Genomic DNA, 21,142 nt, shown 5'->3' with positions numbered 1-21,142 from the left:
AATGGCCAACGTCATCGTCGTGGGATGCGGGCGCGTCGGCTCGTCGCTCGCAACGATGCTGTCGTCGAACGGGCGCAACGTGTGCGTCATCGACACGAAGGCCGATGCGTTCTCCGCGCTCGGACGCAACTTCAACGGAGCCACGCTTCAAGGTCTCGGCTTTGACGAAGGCGTGCTCGTGCGCGCCGGTATCGAGGATTGCGATGTCGTTGCGGCCGTGACCAGCAACGACAACACGAATCTTATGGTGGTCGAGGTCGCTCGCCGCATCTTCGGCGTCGAACATGCCATCGCCCGCCTGTACAATACGAACAGGGAACGCGCCTACGGGCAGCTCGGCATCGATTACGTTTGCGGCACGTCGCTCATCGCCGAGGAGGTCTTCTCGAAGATCATGTCGGGCCATGGTTCCCACCTCGATACGTTCGGCCAGTACGAGATTCTGCGTTTCTCCCTCAATCTGGAATGGGCCGAGCAGAGGGCCATTCGCGTCAGCGAGCTCGAAAAGAGCCACGGCGTGCGCATCGTATGCTTCGAACGCTCCGACGGCAGCGCGAATTCGATCCCTTCGCCGACGAGCGTGCTCTACCATGGCGATACGATCATCGCTTGTGTGCGCCATGACCTGCTTAAACGATTCCAACGTTTTATTCGGGAATAGGGGGCGGCGTGTATATCGTCATCATGGGCGGAGGCAAGGTCGGCGAATACCTCGCCAGCGTCCTTCTCGGGCAGGGCCATCAGGTTGCCGTCATCGAGCAGGACCGCCGCACCGCCGACCGCCTGAGCATGAATCTCACCGGCGACTACCTGATCATCTGCGGGGACGGCTGCGATTCCGACTATCTGGAAGACGCCGGCGTGCGCAAGGCGGACGTGCTTGCGGCCGTGACCGGCCACGACGATGCGAACCTCGTGTCGTGCGAGCTTGCGACCCAGATCTTCAAGGTGCCGCGCTGCATCGCCCGCGTCAACAATCCCAAGAACCGCCGCGTGTTCCGCGAGGTGGGCATCGAAAGCGTATCGTCCACGATGCTCATCGCGAACATGATCGAGGAAGAGGCCATGATGGGCTCCGTCGGCGTCGTATCCGCGCTCTCCCGCGGCGACGTCGTGCTGATCGAGGCGGCCATCCCGAGGAACCCGCGTCGCTTCGACCCGAAGCGCGGCCTGCTCGCCGCGCGCATCAAGATGCCTCGCGGCAGCGCCCTGGTCGCCATCGATCGCAAGGAATACAGCAATGCCGAGATCGTCACGTCCGAAACCGTGCTTCGCCCGGGGGACAAGGCGGTCATCCTCGCGGAACGCGACTCCATCGAGGCCGCTCGCGCGCTGTTCGCCAGCCTCTGATCGGGCCGGCATGCGTCTCGCGTCAACCCTCGAGCCCGCCTGTCGGGCCTGACCCAAGGAACGGCCGCCGTGCGGCCAGGAAGGAAACCGATATGATTCCTCGCTATACCAGGCCGGCAATGGGAAGCATCTGGGAGCCCGAGAACAAGTTCGCCGTCTGGAAGGAAATCGAGATCCTGGCATGCGAGGCCCAGGCCGAGCTCGGGCAGTGCGGCATCACGAAGGACGAGGCGGCATGGATCCGTGCGCACGCCGATTTCCGCGTCGATCGCATCGACGAGATCGAAGCCGTCACCAACCATGACGTCATCGCGTTTCTGACCTGCATGGGAGAATACATCGATGCCGATATGCCCGAGGGCGCCGAGAAGCCGAGCCGCTGGGTCCATTACGGCATGACGTCGTCCGACCTGGGCGACACCGCGCTTTCGTACCAGATCACGCAGGCGCTCGACATCATCATCGAAGATGCGCGCAAGCTCGGCCGCGTGGCGAAGGACCGCGCGTTCGAGCTTGCGGACGCACTCTGCGTCGGACGCACGCACGGCATCCATGCCGAGCCGATGACCTTCGGCATGAAGTTCGGCAGCTGGGCCTGGGCGCTCAAACGCTCGCTTACCCGGCTCGAGCAGGCGCGTGAAGTCGCCGCGATCGGCGCTATCTCGGGCGCCGTGGGCACCTATTCGAGCATCGATCCTTTCGTGGAGGCCTACGTGTGCGAGCATATGGGCCTCGTTCCCGACCCGCTCTCCACGCAGGTCCTCGCCCGCGACCGTCATGCGCAGGTCGCATCCACGCTCGCCGTGGTCGCGTCCACGCTCGAAAGCATCGCGATGCAGGTGCGCCTTATGCAGCAGACCGACGTGATCGAAGCGGAAGAACCGTTCAGGCCCGGTCAGAAGGGGTCTTCGGCCATGCCTCATAAGCGCAACCCCATCACGGTCGAACGCGTCTGCGGGCTTTCGCGCATCGTGAAGGCGAATGCGCAGGTGGGCTTCGACGACGTGGCGCTGTGGTATGAACGCGACATCTCGCACTCGGGCGCCGAGCGCGTCGCCCTGGCCGACAGCTTCATCGCGCTCGACTATATGTTCGCGAAGATGCAGTTCATTCTCGAGGGTCTGCAGGTCTATCCGGAGAAGATGAAGCTCAACCTCGATCGCACGCGCGGGCTCATCTTCTCGTCGAAGGTGCTGCTGGCGCTCGTCGATACGGGCATCACGCGCGAGGCGGCCTATGCGATCGTCCAGCGCAACGCGATGGCGGTCTGGAGCGATATCCAGAACGCCGTCGTCGGCCCGACGTATCGCGAACGTCTCGAGGCCGATCCCGAGGCGAACCTTGCGCCCGAGAAGCTGGACGAGATCTTCGATCCCTGGGCGTTCCTCGCGCACAAGGACGTCGTCTTCAAGAAGCTCGAGTCGCTCACGTTTTAGACGTCGGCATCGCGCCCGACGCGGCACGCGTCCGTTCTACGCTTCGATTGCAGGAAAGGCCCCGATCCCAGGGCCTTTTCGTCGCTTGAGGCCGATAAAGGGCCTGGATGGACGGTGGACGCATCGAAAGGAACGGCCTTCCTATGCCTGCAGGGGCCGCCAGGTGCGCAGCAGGGTGTATTCGTCGGTATCCGAACGGCTTACGTGCGCATAGGTCGCGACGATCCCGCGCGTGCCCGTGGAGGCGAGGTAGTCGCCGAAGTCGTCGCTGCGGTCGGGGCAATCGAGCGCGAATACCAGGCGATTGACTGGATCGACGCCCGAGACGGATTTGGTCGATTTCACGACGAGCCATTGACCGGCCCATGCCGGCGGCGCGGACGGATTGCGACTGAAGCGGAACCACTCATCGCCTGGCTGAGGCGCCCCCGACTTGACCGGCGCATAGGTGCCGAGGTTCGCGATGCCGCTTTTCACGTTGTAGATGGCGTCGAAGGAAAAGGCGAAGCGATCGCTCGCGTAGCCCGCCTCGAGCGGAGACATGGACGCGGGCAGGACGAGCGCATCGCGCTGGTCCATGGACGTTCCGTCGACGAGCGTGATCTGGTAGGCGACCGCCGATCCCTTCGTGCGCGGCGTGATCACCACGCCCTCGTCGCAGGAATACGGGGGCGTGGCCATGCGCCCGTTCGACCGGTAGGCGATATCGGTCCCCTTCGTGCCGTACGTCGATGACTTGAGCAGCGATTCGACGCCTTTCGTGCCGGCCGACGGCAGCACCTGCCAGAACGCGCGCGCCTCGGAGACGGCGAGCGTGGGGATCTCGTAGTCGGTCGTGCCGTGGTCGGCAAGCATCGGATCGCCGATGGATTCGCCCGAATGGGTTGCGTGGTAGACGCGCCATTCTCCGGTGAAGGCGTTTGCCTCGGTCCAGATGATGCCTCGGGAGCTGCAGCGCACGTCGTAGATGTCGTAGCCGTTTTCCGAGGAGATGGGCCCGTCGAGCACCGTCGCGAGGCTTCCGCTGTCAAGGTCGAGGATGCCCGCCTTCGTGATGGGCGCGGAACCCGAGGTCGGAACGAGGCAGCTTGCATAGGAGTCATTGCAGGCCCACACGAGCGTGTGGTAGGGAAGCTTGAATTCGGATACGAGGCGCATGCAATCGGATGCGTCGGCTTCCGTGCAATCGGATAGGGTGAAGACGCTGTCGGGGGCGACGGAGAGGGCGGAGGAATCTTCCGCGGCTTCTTCTTTCTTAGAGGTGAGATGCGCGATGCCCGACGAGGCGAGCGCGATGCCCGCGATACCGGCCGCGCCGGCGATGAGCTGCCGCCTCGAAACGGCGATGGACGGGCGTTTCGCCGCATGCGAGCGAGGCCGGGCATGACGACGCGCCCCGGCGGTTCTCGACGAGGATCGCGTCCGTCGCGAGTCGGAACGCATGCGTCGCGCGGTCGCGTTCGAACGCGTGCGCGGTCGTGGATGTCTGGGTTGCTGAGACATGGCCGCTCATTATGTCATTTTTCCAAAAGCGCTGCAGATGGACGGGTCAAAAATCGCTACAATAACGTCAAACCGTATCTTGAGGCCTTGCGCCTTGACGTACCGTACGACCTGAGGAGCACCGGATCATGAACACCACCGATACGCGTCGAATTCTACTTGTTGAGGATGAAAAGGCCATTCGCGATGCCGTGGCCGCCTATCTCGAGCGCGAGAACTATTGGGTCACCGCCGTCGGCGACGGCCAGGACGCCCTCGATGAATTCGGCAAGCATCACTTCGATCTGGTCGTGCTCGACCTCATGCTTCCCCGCGTCCCGGGCGAGCGCGTCTGCCGCGTCATCCGCGACAATTCCGACGTGCCCATCATCATGCTGACCGCCAAAGGCGAGGTCGAAGACCGCATCATCGGTCTCGAGCTGGGCGCCGACGACTATCTGGTCAAGCCGTTCTCGCCGCGCGAGCTGGTCGCCCGCGTCCGGGCGCTGCTTCGCCGCGTCCATGCGGACAGCGAGCCTCAGCGCGAGGTTCTCGAGTTCGGCGAGCTCACGATCGACGTCTCGGGCCACAAGGTCCTCGTCAACGACAAGGAAGTCGACCTCACGGCCAGCGAATTCAAGCTCCTGACCACCCTTTCCCGCTATCCTGGCCGCGTGTATTCGCGCATGGAGCTGGTCGAGAAGGTCTTGGGCTACGACTTCGAAGGCTATGAGCGCACGATCGACAGCCACGTGAAGAACCTTCGCGCCAAGATCGGCGACAATCCGCGCAATCCGAAGTGGCTGCACACGGTTCACGGCGTCGGATACCGTTTCGAGGATCCGACCAAGCAGCCTTCGCAGCAGTAATCCCGGCTGCGCCGGCTCCTTCGTCAATCCATCGTGGTCGATCGCATCAATACCCGCATACGCGGCCCGATCGCGGCCATCAAGGCATGGGTCTTCGGGCATTCGTACACCGCGCGCGTCACGGTGACGTTCGCGCTGATCGCCGGGCTGACGGCCATCGTCGCGATGGGCGTGCTCTCATTCGTGTGGGAGCAGCATTTCCAGAACTATACGCACGAGAACATCCAGGCATTGGCCGACCGCACTGCGTCGGCCATCGCCGACAAATACGAGAAGTCGAACGGGCATGCGCTCGATATCGTGAACACGACGGGGAAGGGCACCTATCCCCCGCTCACGATGTCCGACGTTTCGCCCGCTTCCGCCGCTCATACGCTCAATCAGACGATGGGCATCCAGGTCGTCGGCATCAACAATACGATCGTGTACGATTCCACGGTCGTGATGACGGGCAGCGACGCATTGGCGCCGAACAAGACCCAATCCTTGGCGCCCGGCTCGGATGCGACGATGGCCCACGCCGACATCATGGTCAACGGCACCGCCATAGGTCGCGTCAACATGTGGGTATACGGCTCCGACGTGCTTCTATCCAAAACGGACCAGGAATTCCGCAACCGAAGCTACCAGGCGATGGCCTTCGCCGCGGTGCTGTCCATCGTGCTCGCTTCGCTTCTCGGCTTCCTTTTCGCGCGCAGCTTGGTGCACCCGATCAGCCGCATGACGGAAACCGCGGCCGCCATCAAGGAAGGCGATCTTTCCGCACGCACCAATCTCGAGGGCGATGACGAGATCGCCGAACTCGGCAAGACGTTCGATGCCATGGCGGCGAGCGTGGAGAAGGATCGCGAGCTCGAACGCCGCCTGACCACCGATGTCGCCCATGAGCTGCGCACGCCGCTCATGGCGATCCAATCTACCGTCGAGGCGATCGTCGACGGCGTGTTCGAGCCCGATGCCGAACGCCTCGGCACGATCGATGCCGAGGTCCAACGCCTCTCGCGCATGGTCGATGCCTTGCTGAAGCTTTCCCGTCTGGAGAACCGCACGACGCCCCTGAACGAAGAGGTCGTCAATGTCGGCGAGATGATCCGCCTGCTGGCGATGTCGCACGAGGCCTATATCAGCGAAGCCGGGCTGCAGCTGGTCTATGAAGCCGAAGACGACGTGGTCGTCTATGCCGATCGCGACCTCATCCGCCAGGCGACTGCGAACCTCATCTCCAATGCCGTGCGCTACACGCCTGCACCCGGCACCATCACGGTCAGCGTGAAGAAGAGCGACGACGAGGCCATGATCGCCGTGCAGGATACCGGCGTCGGCCTCACGCCCGAGGAGTGCACGATGGTCTTCGGGCGTTTCTGGCGCGCCGACAGCAGCCGCGAGCGCGCCAGCGGCGGGCTCGGCATCGGCCTGTCGGTGGTCAAGGAAATCGTCGATCGCCATCATGGCTGGGTGGACGTTCAGGGCGCGAAGGGCGAGGGCGCGTGCTTCACCCTGCATATCCCGCTCTATGATTACGAACGCATCAAATCGATGCGCGAGAAGGAATCCATCGGGGCCGAGACGCTGAAAGGCGCGTCCCGCTCCTCGGTCGAAAGGGAAGGACTGATCGGATGAATCCCATTACCATGGCGCCGACCGCACAGGGCAAGGTGCGCGACCTGTATGACCTGGGAGACAGGCTTCTGCTCGTGGCGACCGACCGCATTTCCGCGTTCGATTACGTCCTGAAAGACGAAATCCCCTACAAAGGCCAGGTCCTCACGCAGTTGAGCTGCTTTTGGTTCGAGCTGTTGGACGGCGTGGTGGAAAACCATCTCGTCTCATCCGACGTCGCCGACCTGCCCGAGGAATTCAAGCCCTGGTCGGAATACCTGCGCGGCCGTTTCATGCTGGTCAAGAAGGCGCAGATGTTCCCGATCGAGTGCATCGTGCGCGGATATCTGACGGGCAGCGGATTCAAGGATTATCTGAAGACCGGCACGGTCTGCGGCATCGAGCTTGCGGGCGGCCTGGAGAATTCCGCCAAGCTCCCGACGACGCTCTACACGCCTTCAACCAAGGCCGAGATCGGCGATCATGACGAGAACATCAGCTACGATCGCACGGTCGGCATCGTCGGCGAAGAGGCGGCCCAGACCCTGCGCGACCTTTCGCTGAAGGTGTACGAGACCGCCGCCGACCATGCCCGCGCATGCGGCATCATCATCGCCGACACGAAGTTCGAGTTCGGTACCGTCGATGGCACGGTCGTCCTGGGCGACGAGGTCCTGACGCCCGACAGTTCGCGCTTCTGGTCCGTCGACGACTACGAGGTCGGGCGCGAGCAGCCGAGCTTCGACAAGCAGTTCGTGCGCAACTGGCTGAACGCCAACTGGGACCGTACGGGCGAGCCTCCGCATCTTCCCCAGGACATCATCGAGAAGACGTCCGAGAAGTACATTCAGGCCTACGAGAAGCTGACGGGCCGCGCGTTCGAGCGGTAGGGCGCCGACGCGTTCGAGAAATAGCGGTTGCATGCGATATCCGCCTTTCGGGGCGGATATCCGCTATTATAGGCAGACGGCTTTCCGCCTTACGAACGCCAAGAGCGAAGGAAAACGATCGTGACGCAGCGCAATCCCATGAACGAGAGGTCCCAGTCCGAGATCAAGGGGCAGACGAAGAAATCCGCCGCCTCTTTGAAGCCTAAGACCAAGGCCGCCTCGAGCGTTCATGTCAAGTCGACGAAGAAGACGCCGAAGCAGAACCGCGAGAACCGCAAGGCCGAGCGTCAGCGCCAGGCCGAGCTCGAGCGTCTCTATTACAATCCTCCTACGAGGGAATACAAGCGCCTGCGCCGTATCTGGATCGCGCTCATCAGCGTCGGCCTGATCGCCACCGCCGTCGGCGGACTCCTGACGGCCAAGTTCGACAACGCGCAGCTTTCCTGGGCGTTCATCATTCCCGCATATGCGTGCATCATCGCTGCCGTCTGGCTCGATCTGGGCAAGATCCGCAAGCTGCGCCGCGCATACCAGGCGGACATGGTCCGCAAGCACGGCAAGAAGCCGGACGCCGCCATCGCGGCTGCCCAGGCTGCCGAGGCGCAAGCCAAGCAGGATAGGAAACCGCTGTTCGCCCGCCGCCGTGCGACGGAAGCCGACAAGCCGGATGCCGCTGCCGACGCGAAGGCGTCCGAGAAGTAACGCGGACGCTTGCCTCGCCGCCATGATGCGAGGGAAGGTCGCGGATGGTCGCGGCGTTTTCCTCGGCAAGAGGATTCCTGCGGCATGCCTGCGGGTTTTCCGCGTGTAGTAGATAAGGAGCCGTGTTCGTGAATCCGCTGGTCGTTATTCCGACATATATATCGGCCCGACGCGTCAAGGAGATGAGCACGGTCATCGCGACGTACGATCGCATGACGCCGCTCACCAAACAGGGAAGCCTTGCGCGCTGCCTCTCCTCGCTGCGCACCGTGCGCTCGCTCGGACGGGTGGCCGTGCTCGTGGTCGCCGAGGGCGCCGTGGAGAACCAGGCGTACGGCAAGGTCGCGCATATCCTCGAAGGATTTCCCGAGCTCGATATCGTCCTCGTGGGCGCTCCCGAGCTCGCCGCGCTGCGCCGCCGCATGGAGCAGCTCGGCATCGATGCCGCCCATGAAGTCGGGCTTTCGGGCTATTCGGCGATCCGCAACCTCGGGTTCGTGCTGGCGCATGCGCTCGGGCATGATGCCGTCGTCTTCATGGACGACAACGAGACCGCCGGCGGCGAGGAATTCCTCGAACGCGCCATGTACGGTCTCGGCAAGCTCACGCGCCGCCGCGTGCCCATTCTCGCGAAGTCGGGCTTCTACCTGAACGAAGAGGGAAGCTATCGCTCGTCGGCCTCCCGTCGCTGGTATAACGCGTTTTGGGATCAAGGCAACGCCTTCGATGCCTGGATCACCCAGGTCATGGCGGGGCCTCGCCTCACGCGGTCGAACCATGTCTGCGGCGGCTGCATGGCCGTTCATAAAGAGGCGTTCAAACGCGTGGCCTTCGACCCGTGGATCCCGCGCGGCGAAGACCTCGACTACATGCTGAGCCTGCGCATGTACGGCAGCGATATGTGGTTCGACAACACATGGAGCCTGACCCGGGAATCGACGCCCTCGAACGAAGAGGGACTGCGGTTCCGCCAGGACATCTATCGCTGGCTCTACGAATACCGCAAGGTGGAATACGCACGCACCCAGATCGACCTCATGCAGATCAAGCCTGCATCGCTCATGCCGTATCCGGGTTCGTTCCTCGAGCCCGGCATCACGAAGCGCGCGAAGCGCACCGCATGGCTGCGATCCATCGCGCGTCCTGATTCGAGCGGATATCGTCGGGCGGCGCGATCGGTTCCGATGGCATCGCGGTATGCCGAAGAGAACTGCATGAAGTACTTCGGATTCCAATACCGATGGCCTGCGCTCATCGCGCGCATGGAAAACGACGCCTACGTGCAGCGCATGTTCGCCTCCCAATCGGAGACCGCATCGTGGCGGCGTGGCGCCGACGCGGCTGCGTGCGAAGACGATGCGCATCGGGAAGGAAGCGCACGCGACCTCGCGCATCCGCGTTACGACGAGCCGCGCGACGACGGCGAAAGCCTTGAACGTCCGCACCTTTCGTCCACGAGCGTCGATCCGGGGCTGACAAGCGAGATTCGCTTGAACCTGCCGGAAGACGAGTAGGCGCGCCATGCTGTCGTTCGTGGCGGCCGCGATCGTCGGGGTTGCGATCGGCATCTTGTCGGGCATGCTCGGCATCGGCGGCGGCACGGTCATGGTGCCGCTGTTCAGATTGGCTTTCGGGCTGGACCCCCTCGCCGCCACGGCGACGTCCCTGTTCTCCATCATCCCGACGTCGCTCGCCGGTCTGTCGAAGCACCTGCGAAACGGGACGTGCATTCCTCGTATCGGTCTGATCTGCGGATGTGCGGGCGCCTGCGCATCGCCTCTCGGCGTGCTCGCGGCCACGCATTCCCCGAACTGGGCCGTCATGGGAGGCACGTCCCTCGTCATCGGGTATTCCTCCATCACCATGCTGCGTCGGGGCATCGCTGCCGTAAGGGCGGAGCGTGCAGCTGCGGCCGTATCTCCATCGAAGGCGGCCGGCGCGGGTGCGGACGCGACGGCATCGAAAGCGGTTGGCGCATGCGCAGGAGGCGTGAAGGACCCAGAAGGCGCATGTTCGTCGATAGAGGCCGCGCATGTCGCCATGACGACGCGCACCGTGGCGGCCATGATCGCGATCGGCCTGATCGCGGGCTTCATGGGCGGATACGTCGGCGTCGGAGGCGGCTTCATCATGGTGCCGCTGTTCATATCCGTGCTCGGCATCTCCATGCGCGAGGCGTCGGGCACGTCGCTCGTCGCCGTGTGCATCCTGGCCGTTCCGGGCGTCATCGAACAGGCGCTCCTCGGCAACGTGCATGTGTCCGTCGGCCTTGCGATCGCCGTCGGGTCCATGCCAGGGTCCATTCTGGGCGCAAGCCTCGTCAAACGCATCCCGGAAAGCGCCCTTCGCCTGCTTTTCGCATCGTTCTTGCTCGTCGTTGCCGTCATACTGGTGTTGAACGAAGTCGTCGGTTAGGGGTTTTCGCATGCCTCAGAAGGATACCTACGAGCGCGTGCTCGACGTCGTGCTGCTTGCGACGCTCCTGCTTTCAGGCGGAACGCTGGTCTATTCGATCTACAGTCCCGCGCAGGTCGGGTCGTTCACTCCCATCGCGGGCACTTCGTTCACGCTATGCCTGCTCATTCTCGTGTATATGCGCTCGAACCCCGACACTATCCGCGCGCAGCAGTCGGACACCATCCTGCGCATCGCGTCCCAGACGCTCGAGTGCCTGCAGAACGGCGTGACCATAGAATCGGCCCAAAGGATCTGCCGGTTGCTTTTGCCCGCCACCAGCGCGCGTGCCGTCGCCATCACCGATCGCGAGCACATCCTGGGATATTCGGGCGACCAGGAGATTTCCAATCCAGGCGGCAGCCCCATCAGGACCAAGGCGACGCATGCCACGCTCAAGGACGGTAAGACGCGGGTGCTTTCGACGCCCGAGGCCATCGGATTCCCGAGTTCCGTCAAGAACCTTCGCGCCGGCATCATCGTGCCGCTGCGCCGCGGCGAGGCGATCGTCGGCACCCTCAAGCTCTATTTCCGCCGCGCCCGCAACATCAACGAGACGCAGCTCGCGCTGGCCGAAGGCCTCGGAGAGCTTCTGTCCACGCAGATCGCGGCCGTGGAGCTGGATCAGCAGGTGAAGCTTGCGACCGCGATGGAGCTCCGTGCGCTCCAATCGCAGATCAATCCTCACTTCTTGTTCAACACCATCAATACCATCGCCTCGCTTACGCGCACCGATCCCGACCGCGCCCGCGTGCTTCTGCGCGAATTCGCCGTGTTCTATCGCCGTACGCTCGAAGATGCGCAGGACATGATCGAGCTCGACCGCGAGATGGACCAGACCCAGCGCTACTTCGCATTCGAGCTCGCCCGATTCGGAGGGGATCGTCTGAACCTCCAGGTCGAAGTCGAGCCGGGCCTGGAAGACTTCCTGGTGCCCGCATTCCTCATCCAGCCGCTCGTGGAGAACGCCGTGAAGCACGCGATGCCCGATCAAGGGATGCTGCATATCGTCGTGCGGGCGGAAAGCGACGGCGATGACGCGATCATCTCGGTGTCCGACGACGGCGTGGGCATGGAGCCCGAGCAGTCGCGCAAGCTCGAGCAGTCGCCGGAAAGCCGGGGCACGGGCATCGCCATGAAGAACATCACGGAGCGCCTGCGCGTCTTTTTCGGGACCGAATCGTACATGGAAGTCTCATCGCGCATCGGCGAAGGAACGGTCGTCCGCCTTGTGCTCAAAGGCATGCTGAACGACGGATAGCGGCCTTCGAGCGTTGATTGTACGCGCCTATGGGACGCGATTTTCTTCGAAGCGTGTGAGTTTGCGTGAATATCGGGCAGATTGGCTTCGACGACGGCTGAGCGAACTTTGAGACGTTTAGAATGTGCGCTATCATGAAGCCGCATATCCCCTTGGATTCAAACGAGTCAGGAGTCGACGTTGCTGAAGACCATAATCGTAGACGATGAGGCGCCAGCGCGTTCGGAGCTGCGCTTTTTACTCGATGAGATCGGCGATGTCGAAGTCGTGGCGGAAGCCGCCGGCGTGCGCGAAGCCATCGAGAAGATGCAATCCCACCCCGTCGACGTGCTTTTCCTCGACGTGAGCATGCCTGGCGTGACCGGCCTGCAGTTCGCCGAGGCCCTGCAGCGCCTGAAAAACCCGCCCGCGGTCGTGTTCGTGACCGCCTACGGCGAGCACGCGCTCGAGGGATTCAAGGTCAATGCTGTGGATTATCTGGTCAAACCCGTCGAGACCGATCGTCTGCGCCAAGCTGTCAAGCGCGCGACGGAATACGTCACGCTGCACGTGAAGGCGAGCCAGGCCGAGCGCATTCCGGTCGAAAAAGGCGGCAAGAAGATCCTCATCCCGATCGATACCATCCGCTTCGTCATGGCGCGCGACGACTACGCCTACCTGCAGACCGACGCCGACCGGTATTTCTCCACGGTCTCCCTCGCGCAGCTCGAGAAGCGCCTCGAGGGCCATGGGTTCTTCCGGGTGCATCGCGGCTACCTGGTCAATCTCGATATGGTCGAGGAAGTCGAGCCCGTGCAAGGCGGCACGCTCCTTTTGACGCTCAACGGCACCGAAGAGAAGATTCCCGTCTCCCGCCGCCGCGTCTCCGCGTTGAAGAAGGTTCTTGGGCTGTAGCTTCTCATCCAAGAGCGATCTCTACCAGACCGTCATGCAAGAATGCGCAAACCGCTACCTAGAGCGGATTTCGGGCTGCCCTCTGCCGGCGAGTGATGCATGATCTGGCGGAACGAGTCGTCAATTCTCGTGGACGATCCAAATTCCGGACCTGGCGCTTCCCCGCCTTGCCAGGGAGCCTTCTTCTTTCAATCCCGCGACTATGCGTTCGGCGCTTCGCTTCGAGCATCCGAGGTGTTCTGCGAGCCGGGAAATGCTTCCATCTCCGCGCTCTCTGAAGAAGTCGAGCGCCCTTGCTCGCGTCAGCTCTTTCTCGTTTGCAGGCTTGGAGAACGGCAGGATCGAATTCCTGATCACATCCAGCATGAACTCGACGAATCGTTCGCTCGATCCGATGGCGTCGGATTTCGCCAAAGCCTCGTAATAGCCCGCCTGTCGCTGCCTGATCGTGCTTTCTATGGGAAGCCATGCAAGCGCAGGTCTCCATTTCGATAGAAGCAGCGTGTGCCATAGCCTTCCTGTTCTTCCATTTCCGTCGGAGAAGGGGTGGCAGAATTCGAACTCGAAATGGAAGATGCAGGATGCGACCAGGGGATGCATGCTCGTCTTTTCCAGCCAGCCGAAGATATCGGCCATCACTTCGGGAACGTAGGCCGCAGGAGTGCCTGCGTGGATAAGAGCATCGCCGTCGAACACGCCGACATTGCCGCTGCGGAAACGGCCCGCGTCGGGGAGATCATGCCTACGAGCTCCGCGATCTCCATGCAGAGCGTATCTATTGCGTCATTGCGTTCGAATGGCGGTTCGTATGGCATGGCCTGTCCTTTCTTTACCGCCATTATTATACCGCCAATGGCGGTAATCAGGCGTTCGTCCGATCTTGCATCCATGCAGCATGCGCCGTCGTTGACAGCACTAGTTAGTCTAGGGTAATCTTAGACCGACGTTCGTTCTGTACTTTAATGCAAAGCTATCTGCATCGAGCGAAGAATCGGAAGGGTCGCACGTGAAGAGGAACAGCAAGAAACCGGCCGAACGGCGCAAGGAGCTTGTGGACGCGGCCGCGCATCTCTTCGCGGAGAAGGGTTATGAGAACACGTCGGTCCGCGACATCTTGGATGCCGTCGGGGGCGCTCCGGGCATGTTCTACTACTACTTCAAGTCGAAGCAGGATATCTACGTCGCCGTCATGGAAGATTTCATCTCCGAACGCATGAGCCGCAAGTGCGAGGTCATGGAGGATGACGAACGGTCGTTCGACGAGAGAATCTCCGCGCTGCGCAGCCTTGTCGAGGACGATGTCGACGAATATGTCAGGTCATTCAACCCTGAACCGGGGGAATCGGTTCCCGATGCCTCGTACAAGCTTTGGGACATGGTCCAAATGCTCGATCGCATGGCAGGCTCTTACGCCAAACTCATGCTCGAAGGCGTGCGAACCGAAAAGATAAAGAACCGTCTCGGCGTGAACGAGGATAGCGCCGAAGCGTGTGCGCTGTTCGTGCTCTATGGGCTTTGGGGCGTCATGTACAACGGGCGCTTCGCGCCGGAGTGCGGGCAGTATTCCCCCGAAGAGGCCTTCGGGATAGCGCAGGAGCTGTTTCATTGATGTAAGCGAGCAGAAAACAGACGTCGCGAGCGGCGAGAGAGACTGATCATTCCACGGCGGGAGCATTCGAGAGGATGCTCCCGCCGGCGCGTTTAACGGGAAATCGGAACGAATTCGTTCTGGATGGCAGGAAGGAGCTTACGAGCGACGCATATATGCGGTGCAGCGAGGGCGGATTCTACAGATCAACCGACTGCAACGTTCCAATTGACAGCCTAAAGAAAGGAAATCGACATGGATTCTCAGAAGAAGCGCAGCTCATCGAGGGGAGCTATATCGGCCGGCGTGTTCATTGCCCTCTACCTGGCGGTCTACGTCATCATCGGCGTCGCATGCATGCCGGTTCCGATCCTGTTCCTGCTCATGCCGGAGCTCGTCGCGCTGGTCGCGGCGCCCGTCTACCATACGATGCTCTCCAAGTCGCCTTCGGGCATGTCCATCTTCATCGCCGCCATCCTGCCGAGCCTCATCCTCATCGCCTCGGGCCACATCCCCATCGCACCCCTCGTCTCGGTTCCCGTCGGCATCGCGGCCGTGCTCATCGCCCGCAAGGGGCAATACAAGAGCTTCAAATGGAACGCTGCAAGCCATGCCGTCTTTTCGTGGAACCTGCTTGGCGGCTTCGTGCCCATCTGGTTCATGCGCGACTACTTCTTCCAGGATACGTTCGAGCGTGGCATGAGCGCCGATTTCTGCGATACCCTCTATGCGCTTACTCCCGATTGGGTGTTTCTTGCGATGATGCTCGCCATCGTCGGCTTCTCGCTGGCAGGGTCGCTGATCGCGCGCAAGCTGCTGGCGGGCAGGCTCGAGAGCGCCGGAATCCTGTGAGCGTTCTTGACAGGATGTACGGCGAGCGGCGCGAGCATCAAGGGCTCAGGTTCGACCCGCGAACGAAGCTGGCCCTGCTCGTGCTGCTCGATATAGCCGTGTTCCTCGGTCGATCGCTGCCGTACGAATGCGCGGTCTTTCTCATATGCGCCTTGCTCGTGGCCGTCGGCGGCATGGCCGGCGTCTCGCTTCGTTCCTGCGTGGCATTCGCCCTGCTCGTGGCCTTGCAACATGTGATAGGACCCGTAGTGGGCCAGAGCTTGGCGCTGTCCCTTGCGCAGTTTCTAGCGGTGGCGGTTCGCAAAGTCCTGCCGTGCGTCCTCGTTGCGTATTGGGTCATGGAGACGACCGGTGTCGGCGAGTTTTCAGCAGCGCTGTGGAAGAGCAAGGTGCCGCGGAACGCTATCGTCACGACATCGGTGATATTCCGTTGCTTTCCGACGATCGGCGAGGAGTGGCGTGCGATACGGTCGGCCATGAAGATGAGGGGTATCGGGACGGGGCCGTCCGCCTGGATCGTTCATCCCATCCGTACATTGGTTTGCCTCTACATGCCGCTCTTCGCCTCGGTGGCGACGATAAGCGACGAGCTTGCGGCCGCGGCCCTGTGTCGTGGCCTGGACGATCCGGGACCGCACACCAGCCTGTCCGAGATAGGCTTTCATGCCCAGGACCGGATCGTCCTTGCGCTCGTGGCCGCAGGCGTGCTGGTCGTGACGGCATTCGCCCTTGCCGGAAAGGGGTTTTGAGTCCGATGGAGAAGCCCGCGGTCTCGTTAGCCGATGTCACGTTCTCGTATAGAGGCGCCGGCGCTCCGAGCCTCTCGTCGCTGTCGCTCGATGTGGCGGCAGGCGAATGCGTTCTTCTGTGCGGCAAGAGCGGCTGCGGAAAATCCACTGTTCTTCGCCTGCTGAGCGGCATGATTCCCGAGTTCTACGATGGCGAGGCGAGCGGGAGGGTGGAAGTTGCCGGCATGGACCCCGCATCATGCCCGCAGTACGAGATCGCCCGCAGCGTGGGAACCGTTTTCCAGAACCCGCGCACGCAGTTCTATACCCTTAATACCACGAGCGAGGTGGCCTTCGGTTGCGAGAATCAAGGACTGAAGCGCGCAGAGATTGCCCGAAGAGTCGGCAACGCGGCAGAAGAGCTGGGAATAGAAAGCCTCATGAACCGCAGCATCTTTCAGCTCTCGGGCGGTGAGAAGCAGCGTCTTGCCGTCGCAAGCGTCTATGCCTCGGACCCTGAGGTGTTCCTTCTGGACGAGCCGTCGGCGAACCTCGATTTTCCTGCGATTCGTGAGTTGCAGCGCATTCTGAGCCTGTTGAAGGCGAAGGGCAAGACGATCCTTGTTGCCGAGCATCGCACCTGGTACCTCGAAGGTATCGCCGATCGCGCGGTCTACCTTGACGGCGGGAGGGTCGCCGGCATCTACGCCATGGAGGAACTTGCCGGCCTTACCCGCGAGCAGCGCCTTGAGACGGGCATACGGCCTGCGAGGCTGGATGCGTTCGACATCTCGAGGACAAGCGCGCCGACAGAGCTCTCTCGTTCTTGCGAGCTTCATCTTCGCGATATCGCGTTCTCGTATTCCCGGCGCTCCGAGCGCTCTCTTTTCGTCGGCGACGCGCGGTTCGGCGCGGGTCGCATCGAGATGATCGTGGGAGACAACGGGGCGGGAAAGTCGACTCTCGTCTCGGTGATATGCGGGCTTGCCAAGGAGAACCGCGGAACCATAGCGATTGACGGTGCATCGATCAAAGCGAGAAAGCGGCTGCCGATCAGCTACGAGGTGATGCAGGAAGTCAACCACCAGCTGTTCTGCGACAGCGTCGAGGACGAGGTCGTCCTCGGGGCGGCCCGGCTCGACGCTTCCGCTTTAGAGTCGGTGCTCGACCGGATGGATCTTCGGGACGTGAGGGACCGCCATCCTCTGACGTTGTCGGGCGGGCAGAAGCAGCGCTGCGCCATAGCAGCCGCCGTGTTCTGCGGAAAGAGGGTGATCGCGTTCGATGAGCCGACGAGCGGGCTTGATTACGCCCACATGGCGCAGACGGCGGAGTTGTTGAGGGAACTGGCCGGCACCGGGATATTCGTTCTCGTCGTGACGCACGACTACGAACTCGTGCGGATCGTCGGAGACCGGGTGACCGAGATGAGAGGGGGCGGGATGGCCGGCCAATACGATCTCGACGAGGAAGGTGTCTTGCGCCTGCGCACGTTCTTCGGGATCGGGTCGTCGTTTTCTTGCCGACGCGAGGGCGGCATCTAGCTACCCGTTGCTCGATGCCGCCCACATGCGGGCGTACTTGCCGCCGAGCGCCATCAGCTCGTCGTGGCATCCCAGTTCAGCGACTCGTCCGCCGTCGATGACGGCGATCTGGTCGGCCGTGCGCACAATGGGCAGCGTGTGAGCCACCATCACCACGGTCTTGCGGTGGGCGAGCAAGTTTGCGACGGCCTCGCGCACGGCGAGCTCGTTTTCTATGTCGAGGTTCGATGTGGCCTCGTCCAAAAGCACGATGGGCGCATCGCGCAGGATGGCGCGGGCAATCGAGAGCCGCTGGCGCTCGCCGCCGGAGAGCTTGCCGCCCCTCTCGCCGATCCGCGTGTTGTAGCCTTGCGGCAGCGCTTGCACGAACGCGTCGGCGTTTGCCAGGCGGCACGCCTCGCGCACGTCCTCGTCGCTTGCGGAGGGGCGGGCGTAGCGCACGTTGTCCATCACCGAATCGTCGAAGAGGAAGACGTCCTGGTCGACGAGCGCCACGTTGCGCAGCACGCTCTCGGGCGCAAAGCCGCTCGCATCCACGCCCCCGAAGCTCACTGTCCCGCTCTGGGGTCGGTACAGCTGGGCTACCAGGTTGAGTACCGTTGACTTGCCGCAGCCCGAATCGCCCACAAGCGCTGTCAGCCTTCCTTCGGGGATGGTCAGATCAAAATCCTCGAGCACGGCTGGTCCATCCCCATAGGAGAACCCCACGTGCGCAAGCTCGATGCCCGTACCTTGCATCGGCATATCGTCGAAACTGCCGGTCTCCTCAGGCTCTTCAAGCACGGACGCGATGTTGCGTTTGGCGATCTCGAGGTTGCGGTAGGCGGTCAGGTCGATGAACAGGGCGCTTCCGAGTTTGAGGGTGAACAGGGGCAACATGGCGATGAGCAAAAAGGACTCGACGGGCAACGCCCCTGCCGTCCATGCGCTATAGCACATCCACACGAGGAGGGGCTGGGCAAGGCCCGCAAAGATGGACCATACGGCCCCGACCGGGATAATCGCTCGTTCGTATACGTAGCTCACGTGCGAGAACGCACGCATGCTTTCCACGATGGAGCGGTTGTGCACGCCTGCGACCCCGTAGGCACGCAAGGTCTGCATGCCATCGACGTGTTCCATGATGGCGCTCGAACTGCTCGCGCGCACCTCGTCCTTGCGGGGTCCGAAGACCCTGACTTGGCGCCACGAGAGCGCGACAGCGGGGACGAGCGATAGGAACGAACATGCGATCACGATGCCGGCCGGCGCATAGAGCCAGAGTGTGAACGCGCAGACCGCCGTCGCCAGCACCGCTCCTCTCACGATGTCGCCCGTGCGGTGGGTGAGAATCTGCTCGTAATCGTTCACGTTGACTGTGAGCGCCTGCAGGTATTGCCCGCTCGAGCGCTTCGCGAAATGCGACAATGGGATGCGCTTGATGGCGTCGCCCAAGGCGATGCGCAGGTCGTGACTTACATGGGCGCCGCCCACCTGCCCGCGTACGTATCCGAAGCGGTAGATTGCAAGACGCGCGGCGAAGATGACGACGAGCATCCCGGTGATCTGCAGAAGGGCAGCGAGTTCGACGGCGCCTGCGAACACCTGGCGCATCACCATCCAGATGAGCACGAAGTTCGCACCGCCGAGCAGGCCCTCTGCGATTGTGCAGATGCACGAGAGGTAGAAATCCCGGTTCTTCGCGAATGGGTTGCGTGCAGCATCCCGAGCCTTATCGGACATGGCGCCCCTCCTTTTCGCCGATGCGGTAGCTCATGGAGCGCGAGCGCGTCCAAGCGGCCCATGCGCTGCGGTAATAGGAGCTTGTCTCGAGCACGGCGTCGTGCGGACCCATGCAGGCGATACGCCCGTCTTCCATCGCGGCGATGGCGTCGCAGCCGTCGACCGCGTCGAGTCGATGCGCCACGACGAGCACCGTTTTGCCTTCGCACAGGTTGTCGATCGCCCGGTCGATGAGCACCTGGTTTTCCGGGTCGGCGGCGCTCGTGGCCTCATCGAGGATCAGGATGGGGGCGTCTTTCAAGATGGCGCGGGCGATAGCGATGCGCTGGCGCTCTCCGCCGGAAAGGCGACCTCCCAACGTGCCCATGCGCGTGTCGTAGCCTTGCGGCAGCGCCTGGATGAAGTCGTCGGCCTGTGCGCGCCGCGCGGCCGCACGCACCTCGTCGAGCGAGGCGTCCGATCCCATGCGAATGTTTTCCAGGATGGTTCCGCTGGCAAGGAAGGTCTTCTGGAACACCGCCGACACGTGGGCCAGCAGGTCGTCGTAGTCGATGTGTCGCACGTCGATACCGCCGATGGAGACGCTGCCCGACGTCACGTCGTAGAAACGCCCTACCAGCTGGATGAGGGTCGACTTGCCCGAGCCGGACGCGCCCACGATGGCGATCCGCTTGCCCGCCGCCACGTCGAGCGAGACATCGTGCAGCACCTCGGGCGCGTCATCGGCATAGGAGAACGACACCCCGTCAAGGCGGATGGAGGCGTCGTCAGGAAACGGAACGCCTCCGCCGAACACGGGGATATCCAAAAGCTCCTGAACGCGCTCGGCGCTGGCGGAGACTTGGGAAAGTTTGTTGGCGAAGCTCTGCAGGAGCCTGATCTCGGTGAGGTAGAGCGACCCGACGAACGCGAACAGAAGATAGGTGGAGACATCGATGGCGCCGTTCGTCAACATGAGCGCCCCTGCCGGCACCATGATGAGCAGCCCGGCTTCGATGATGATGACGTAGGAGGCGAATCCCGGGCCGGTCTTACGCGATATCTCGCACCACACGGCGTTTTCCTCGTCCACCGCCTTCCTGAAACGCCCGAATGAACGCGTGCCCATATCGAGCGCCCTGACGGTGCGCATGCCGCTCACGTATTCCGCCATGACGGAGTTCATGTCCTCGAGCGACTTCGTCGCACGGCCCACGATCGAGCTCATGACCTTGAACAACGATACGAGCACCGCCAGCGCCGCGATGGCGGGGATGAGCGTGGCCAAGGCGAGCGGCACATTCGCGAAGAGCAGGAAGGCGAAGGTCGCGACGGGCCCTGCGCCGTACATCAAGGCCTCGGGCACGTTGTGCGCGAGCAGGAGCTCGAGGTTCTCCACGTCGTCGGAGAGCACCGTCTTGATCTTGCCCGTGCTGCGCTCGTCCATCTCGCCGAGCGGGGCCTTCGAGAGACGTTCGAGGATGCGGCAGCGCACGTCGAAGAGCGTCCCATAGGCGCCCTTGTGCGAGAGCGTGCCCGCGAAGGCGAAGAAGACGAAGCGCAGCACGATTCCCACGGCGAGGATGGCGACGTCTGCCGCTATCGTGTCGGCCGTGGCCGTGCCTCCGTAGACGGCGCTCATGACATCGAACACGGCGAAATAGGGCACTGCGACCAAGAGGCCCGACAGCGTGGCGCACACGACCGAGGCGACCAGGTACTTCCGATGCCGTCCCGCCCACGCGAACACGAGGGCGACGGGGTTTGCCCCCTTACTGATTTCCACGAAGAT

19 protein-coding genes are annotated in these 21,142 nt (G+C 62.6%); 15 read left to right on the top strand and 4 right to left on the bottom strand.

Annotated features, from left to right (window positions below; all coding sequences use genetic code 11):
- Position 1 precedes the first annotated feature (1 nt).
- The 3 genes from HMPREF0762_RS05005 (at position 2) to purB (ending at position 2,786) form a co-directional block, all read left to right on the top strand.
- Complete coding sequence (locus tag HMPREF0762_RS05005; RefSeq protein WP_006362407.1) at positions 2-661, top strand: potassium channel family protein; 660 nt, start codon at positions 2-4, stop codon at positions 659-661.
- 8 nt (positions 662-669) lie between these two features.
- Positions 670-1,350 (top strand): potassium channel family protein, encoded by a 681-nt coding sequence (locus HMPREF0762_RS05000; protein ID WP_006362406.1) that lies wholly within the window; start codon positions 670-672, stop codon positions 1,348-1,350.
- Between the two features lie 92 nt (positions 1,351-1,442).
- A complete protein-coding gene (gene purB / locus HMPREF0762_RS04995; protein ID WP_040619051.1) occupies positions 1,443-2,786 on the top strand; it encodes an adenylosuccinate lyase in 1,344 nt (447 codons plus the stop codon).
- Positions 2,787-2,927: 141 nt separating this feature from the next.
- Here purB and HMPREF0762_RS04990 read toward each other — a convergent pair whose 3' ends face one another.
- A complete protein-coding gene (locus HMPREF0762_RS04990) occupies positions 2,928-4,229 on the bottom strand; it encodes a hypothetical protein (protein WP_245935507.1) in 1,302 nt (433 codons plus the stop codon).
- Between the two features lie 188 nt (positions 4,230-4,417).
- Between HMPREF0762_RS04990 and HMPREF0762_RS04985 the strand changes: the two genes are divergently transcribed.
- From HMPREF0762_RS04985 to HMPREF0762_RS04950, 8 genes are all read left to right on the top strand, one after another.
- Complete coding sequence (locus tag HMPREF0762_RS04985) at positions 4,418-5,137, top strand: response regulator transcription factor (RefSeq protein WP_006362401.1); 720 nt, start codon at positions 4,418-4,420, stop codon at positions 5,135-5,137.
- Between the two features lie 33 nt (positions 5,138-5,170).
- Positions 5,171-6,757, top strand: a complete 1,587-nt coding sequence (locus HMPREF0762_RS04980) for a sensor histidine kinase (RefSeq protein ID WP_006362400.1) — start codon at positions 5,171-5,173, stop codon at positions 6,755-6,757.
- Complete coding sequence (locus HMPREF0762_RS04975; protein WP_006362399.1) at positions 6,754-7,626, top strand: phosphoribosylaminoimidazolesuccinocarboxamide synthase; 873 nt, start codon at positions 6,754-6,756, stop codon at positions 7,624-7,626. The genes HMPREF0762_RS04980 and HMPREF0762_RS04975 overlap by 4 nt, the downstream gene beginning before the upstream one ends.
- A 120-nt stretch (positions 7,627-7,746) precedes the next feature.
- Positions 7,747-8,328, top strand: coding sequence for a hypothetical protein (locus HMPREF0762_RS04970; RefSeq protein WP_009077099.1), 582 nt, complete (start codon positions 7,747-7,749; stop codon positions 8,326-8,328).
- 128 nt (positions 8,329-8,456) lie between these two features.
- On the top strand, positions 8,457-9,842 hold the full coding sequence (locus tag HMPREF0762_RS04965) for a hypothetical protein (protein ID WP_040619290.1): 1,386 nt from the start codon (positions 8,457-8,459) through the stop codon (positions 9,840-9,842).
- Between the two features lie 7 nt (positions 9,843-9,849).
- A complete protein-coding gene (locus HMPREF0762_RS04960; protein ID WP_006362396.1) occupies positions 9,850-10,743 on the top strand; it encodes a sulfite exporter TauE/SafE family protein in 894 nt (297 codons plus the stop codon).
- Between the two features lie 10 nt (positions 10,744-10,753).
- A complete protein-coding gene (locus HMPREF0762_RS04955) occupies positions 10,754-12,043 on the top strand; it encodes a histidine kinase (RefSeq protein ID WP_006362395.1) in 1,290 nt (429 codons plus the stop codon).
- A 180-nt stretch (positions 12,044-12,223) separates the two neighbouring features.
- Complete coding sequence (locus HMPREF0762_RS04950; RefSeq protein ID WP_006362394.1) at positions 12,224-12,937, top strand: LytR/AlgR family response regulator transcription factor; 714 nt, start codon at positions 12,224-12,226, stop codon at positions 12,935-12,937.
- A gap of 120 nt (positions 12,938-13,057) precedes the next feature.
- Here the strand turns inward: HMPREF0762_RS04950 and HMPREF0762_RS04945 are convergent, their stop codons facing one another.
- A complete protein-coding gene (locus tag HMPREF0762_RS04945) occupies positions 13,058-13,633 on the bottom strand; it encodes a Fic family protein (protein ID WP_245935506.1) in 576 nt (191 codons plus the stop codon).
- Between the two features lie 310 nt (positions 13,634-13,943).
- Between HMPREF0762_RS04945 and HMPREF0762_RS04935 the strand changes: the two genes are divergently transcribed.
- From HMPREF0762_RS04935 to HMPREF0762_RS04920, 4 genes are all read left to right on the top strand, one after another.
- Entirely contained in the window at positions 13,944-14,546 is a 603-nt protein-coding gene (locus HMPREF0762_RS04935; protein ID WP_006362391.1) for a TetR/AcrR family transcriptional regulator, read from the top strand.
- Between the two features lie 234 nt (positions 14,547-14,780).
- Entirely contained in the window at positions 14,781-15,377 is a 597-nt protein-coding gene (locus HMPREF0762_RS04930) for an MptD family putative ECF transporter S component (RefSeq protein WP_006362390.1), read from the top strand.
- Positions 15,374-16,126 carry an energy-coupling factor transporter transmembrane component T gene (locus tag HMPREF0762_RS04925; RefSeq protein ID WP_115314221.1) on the top strand — a complete coding sequence of 251 codons (753 nt, stop codon included), beginning with the start codon at positions 15,374-15,376 and terminating at the stop codon, positions 16,124-16,126. The genes HMPREF0762_RS04930 and HMPREF0762_RS04925 overlap by 4 nt, the downstream gene beginning before the upstream one ends.
- Positions 16,127-16,131: 5 nt before the next feature.
- The gene (locus HMPREF0762_RS04920; RefSeq protein WP_006362388.1) at positions 16,132-17,649 is read left to right on the top strand and encodes an ABC transporter ATP-binding protein; all 1,518 of its coding nucleotides are present in this window, start codon (positions 16,132-16,134) and stop codon (positions 17,647-17,649) included.
- On the opposite strand, the gene HMPREF0762_RS04915 is transcribed toward HMPREF0762_RS04920, so the two are convergent.
- Both HMPREF0762_RS04915 and HMPREF0762_RS04910 read right to left on the bottom strand, forming a co-directional pair.
- The gene (locus HMPREF0762_RS04915; RefSeq protein ID WP_006362387.1) at positions 17,650-19,371 is read right to left on the bottom strand and encodes an ABC transporter ATP-binding protein; all 1,722 of its coding nucleotides are present in this window, start codon (positions 19,369-19,371) and stop codon (positions 17,650-17,652) included.
- Positions 19,361-21,136 carry an ABC transporter ATP-binding protein gene (locus tag HMPREF0762_RS04910; RefSeq protein WP_006362386.1) on the bottom strand — a complete coding sequence of 592 codons (1,776 nt, stop codon included), beginning with the start codon at positions 21,134-21,136 and terminating at the stop codon, positions 19,361-19,363. Before HMPREF0762_RS04910 ends, HMPREF0762_RS04915 begins: the two co-directional genes overlap by 11 nt.
- Between the last annotated feature and the right edge of the window lie 6 nt (positions 21,137-21,142).

The sequence above is a fragment of the Slackia exigua ATCC 700122 genome (genome assembly GCF_000162875.1).
Taxonomy (GTDB): domain Bacteria; phylum Actinomycetota; class Coriobacteriia; order Coriobacteriales; family Eggerthellaceae; genus Slackia; species Slackia exigua.
Note: the sequence above shows the minus strand (reverse complement) of the source record. Positions and strands in the feature narration are given on the sequence as shown.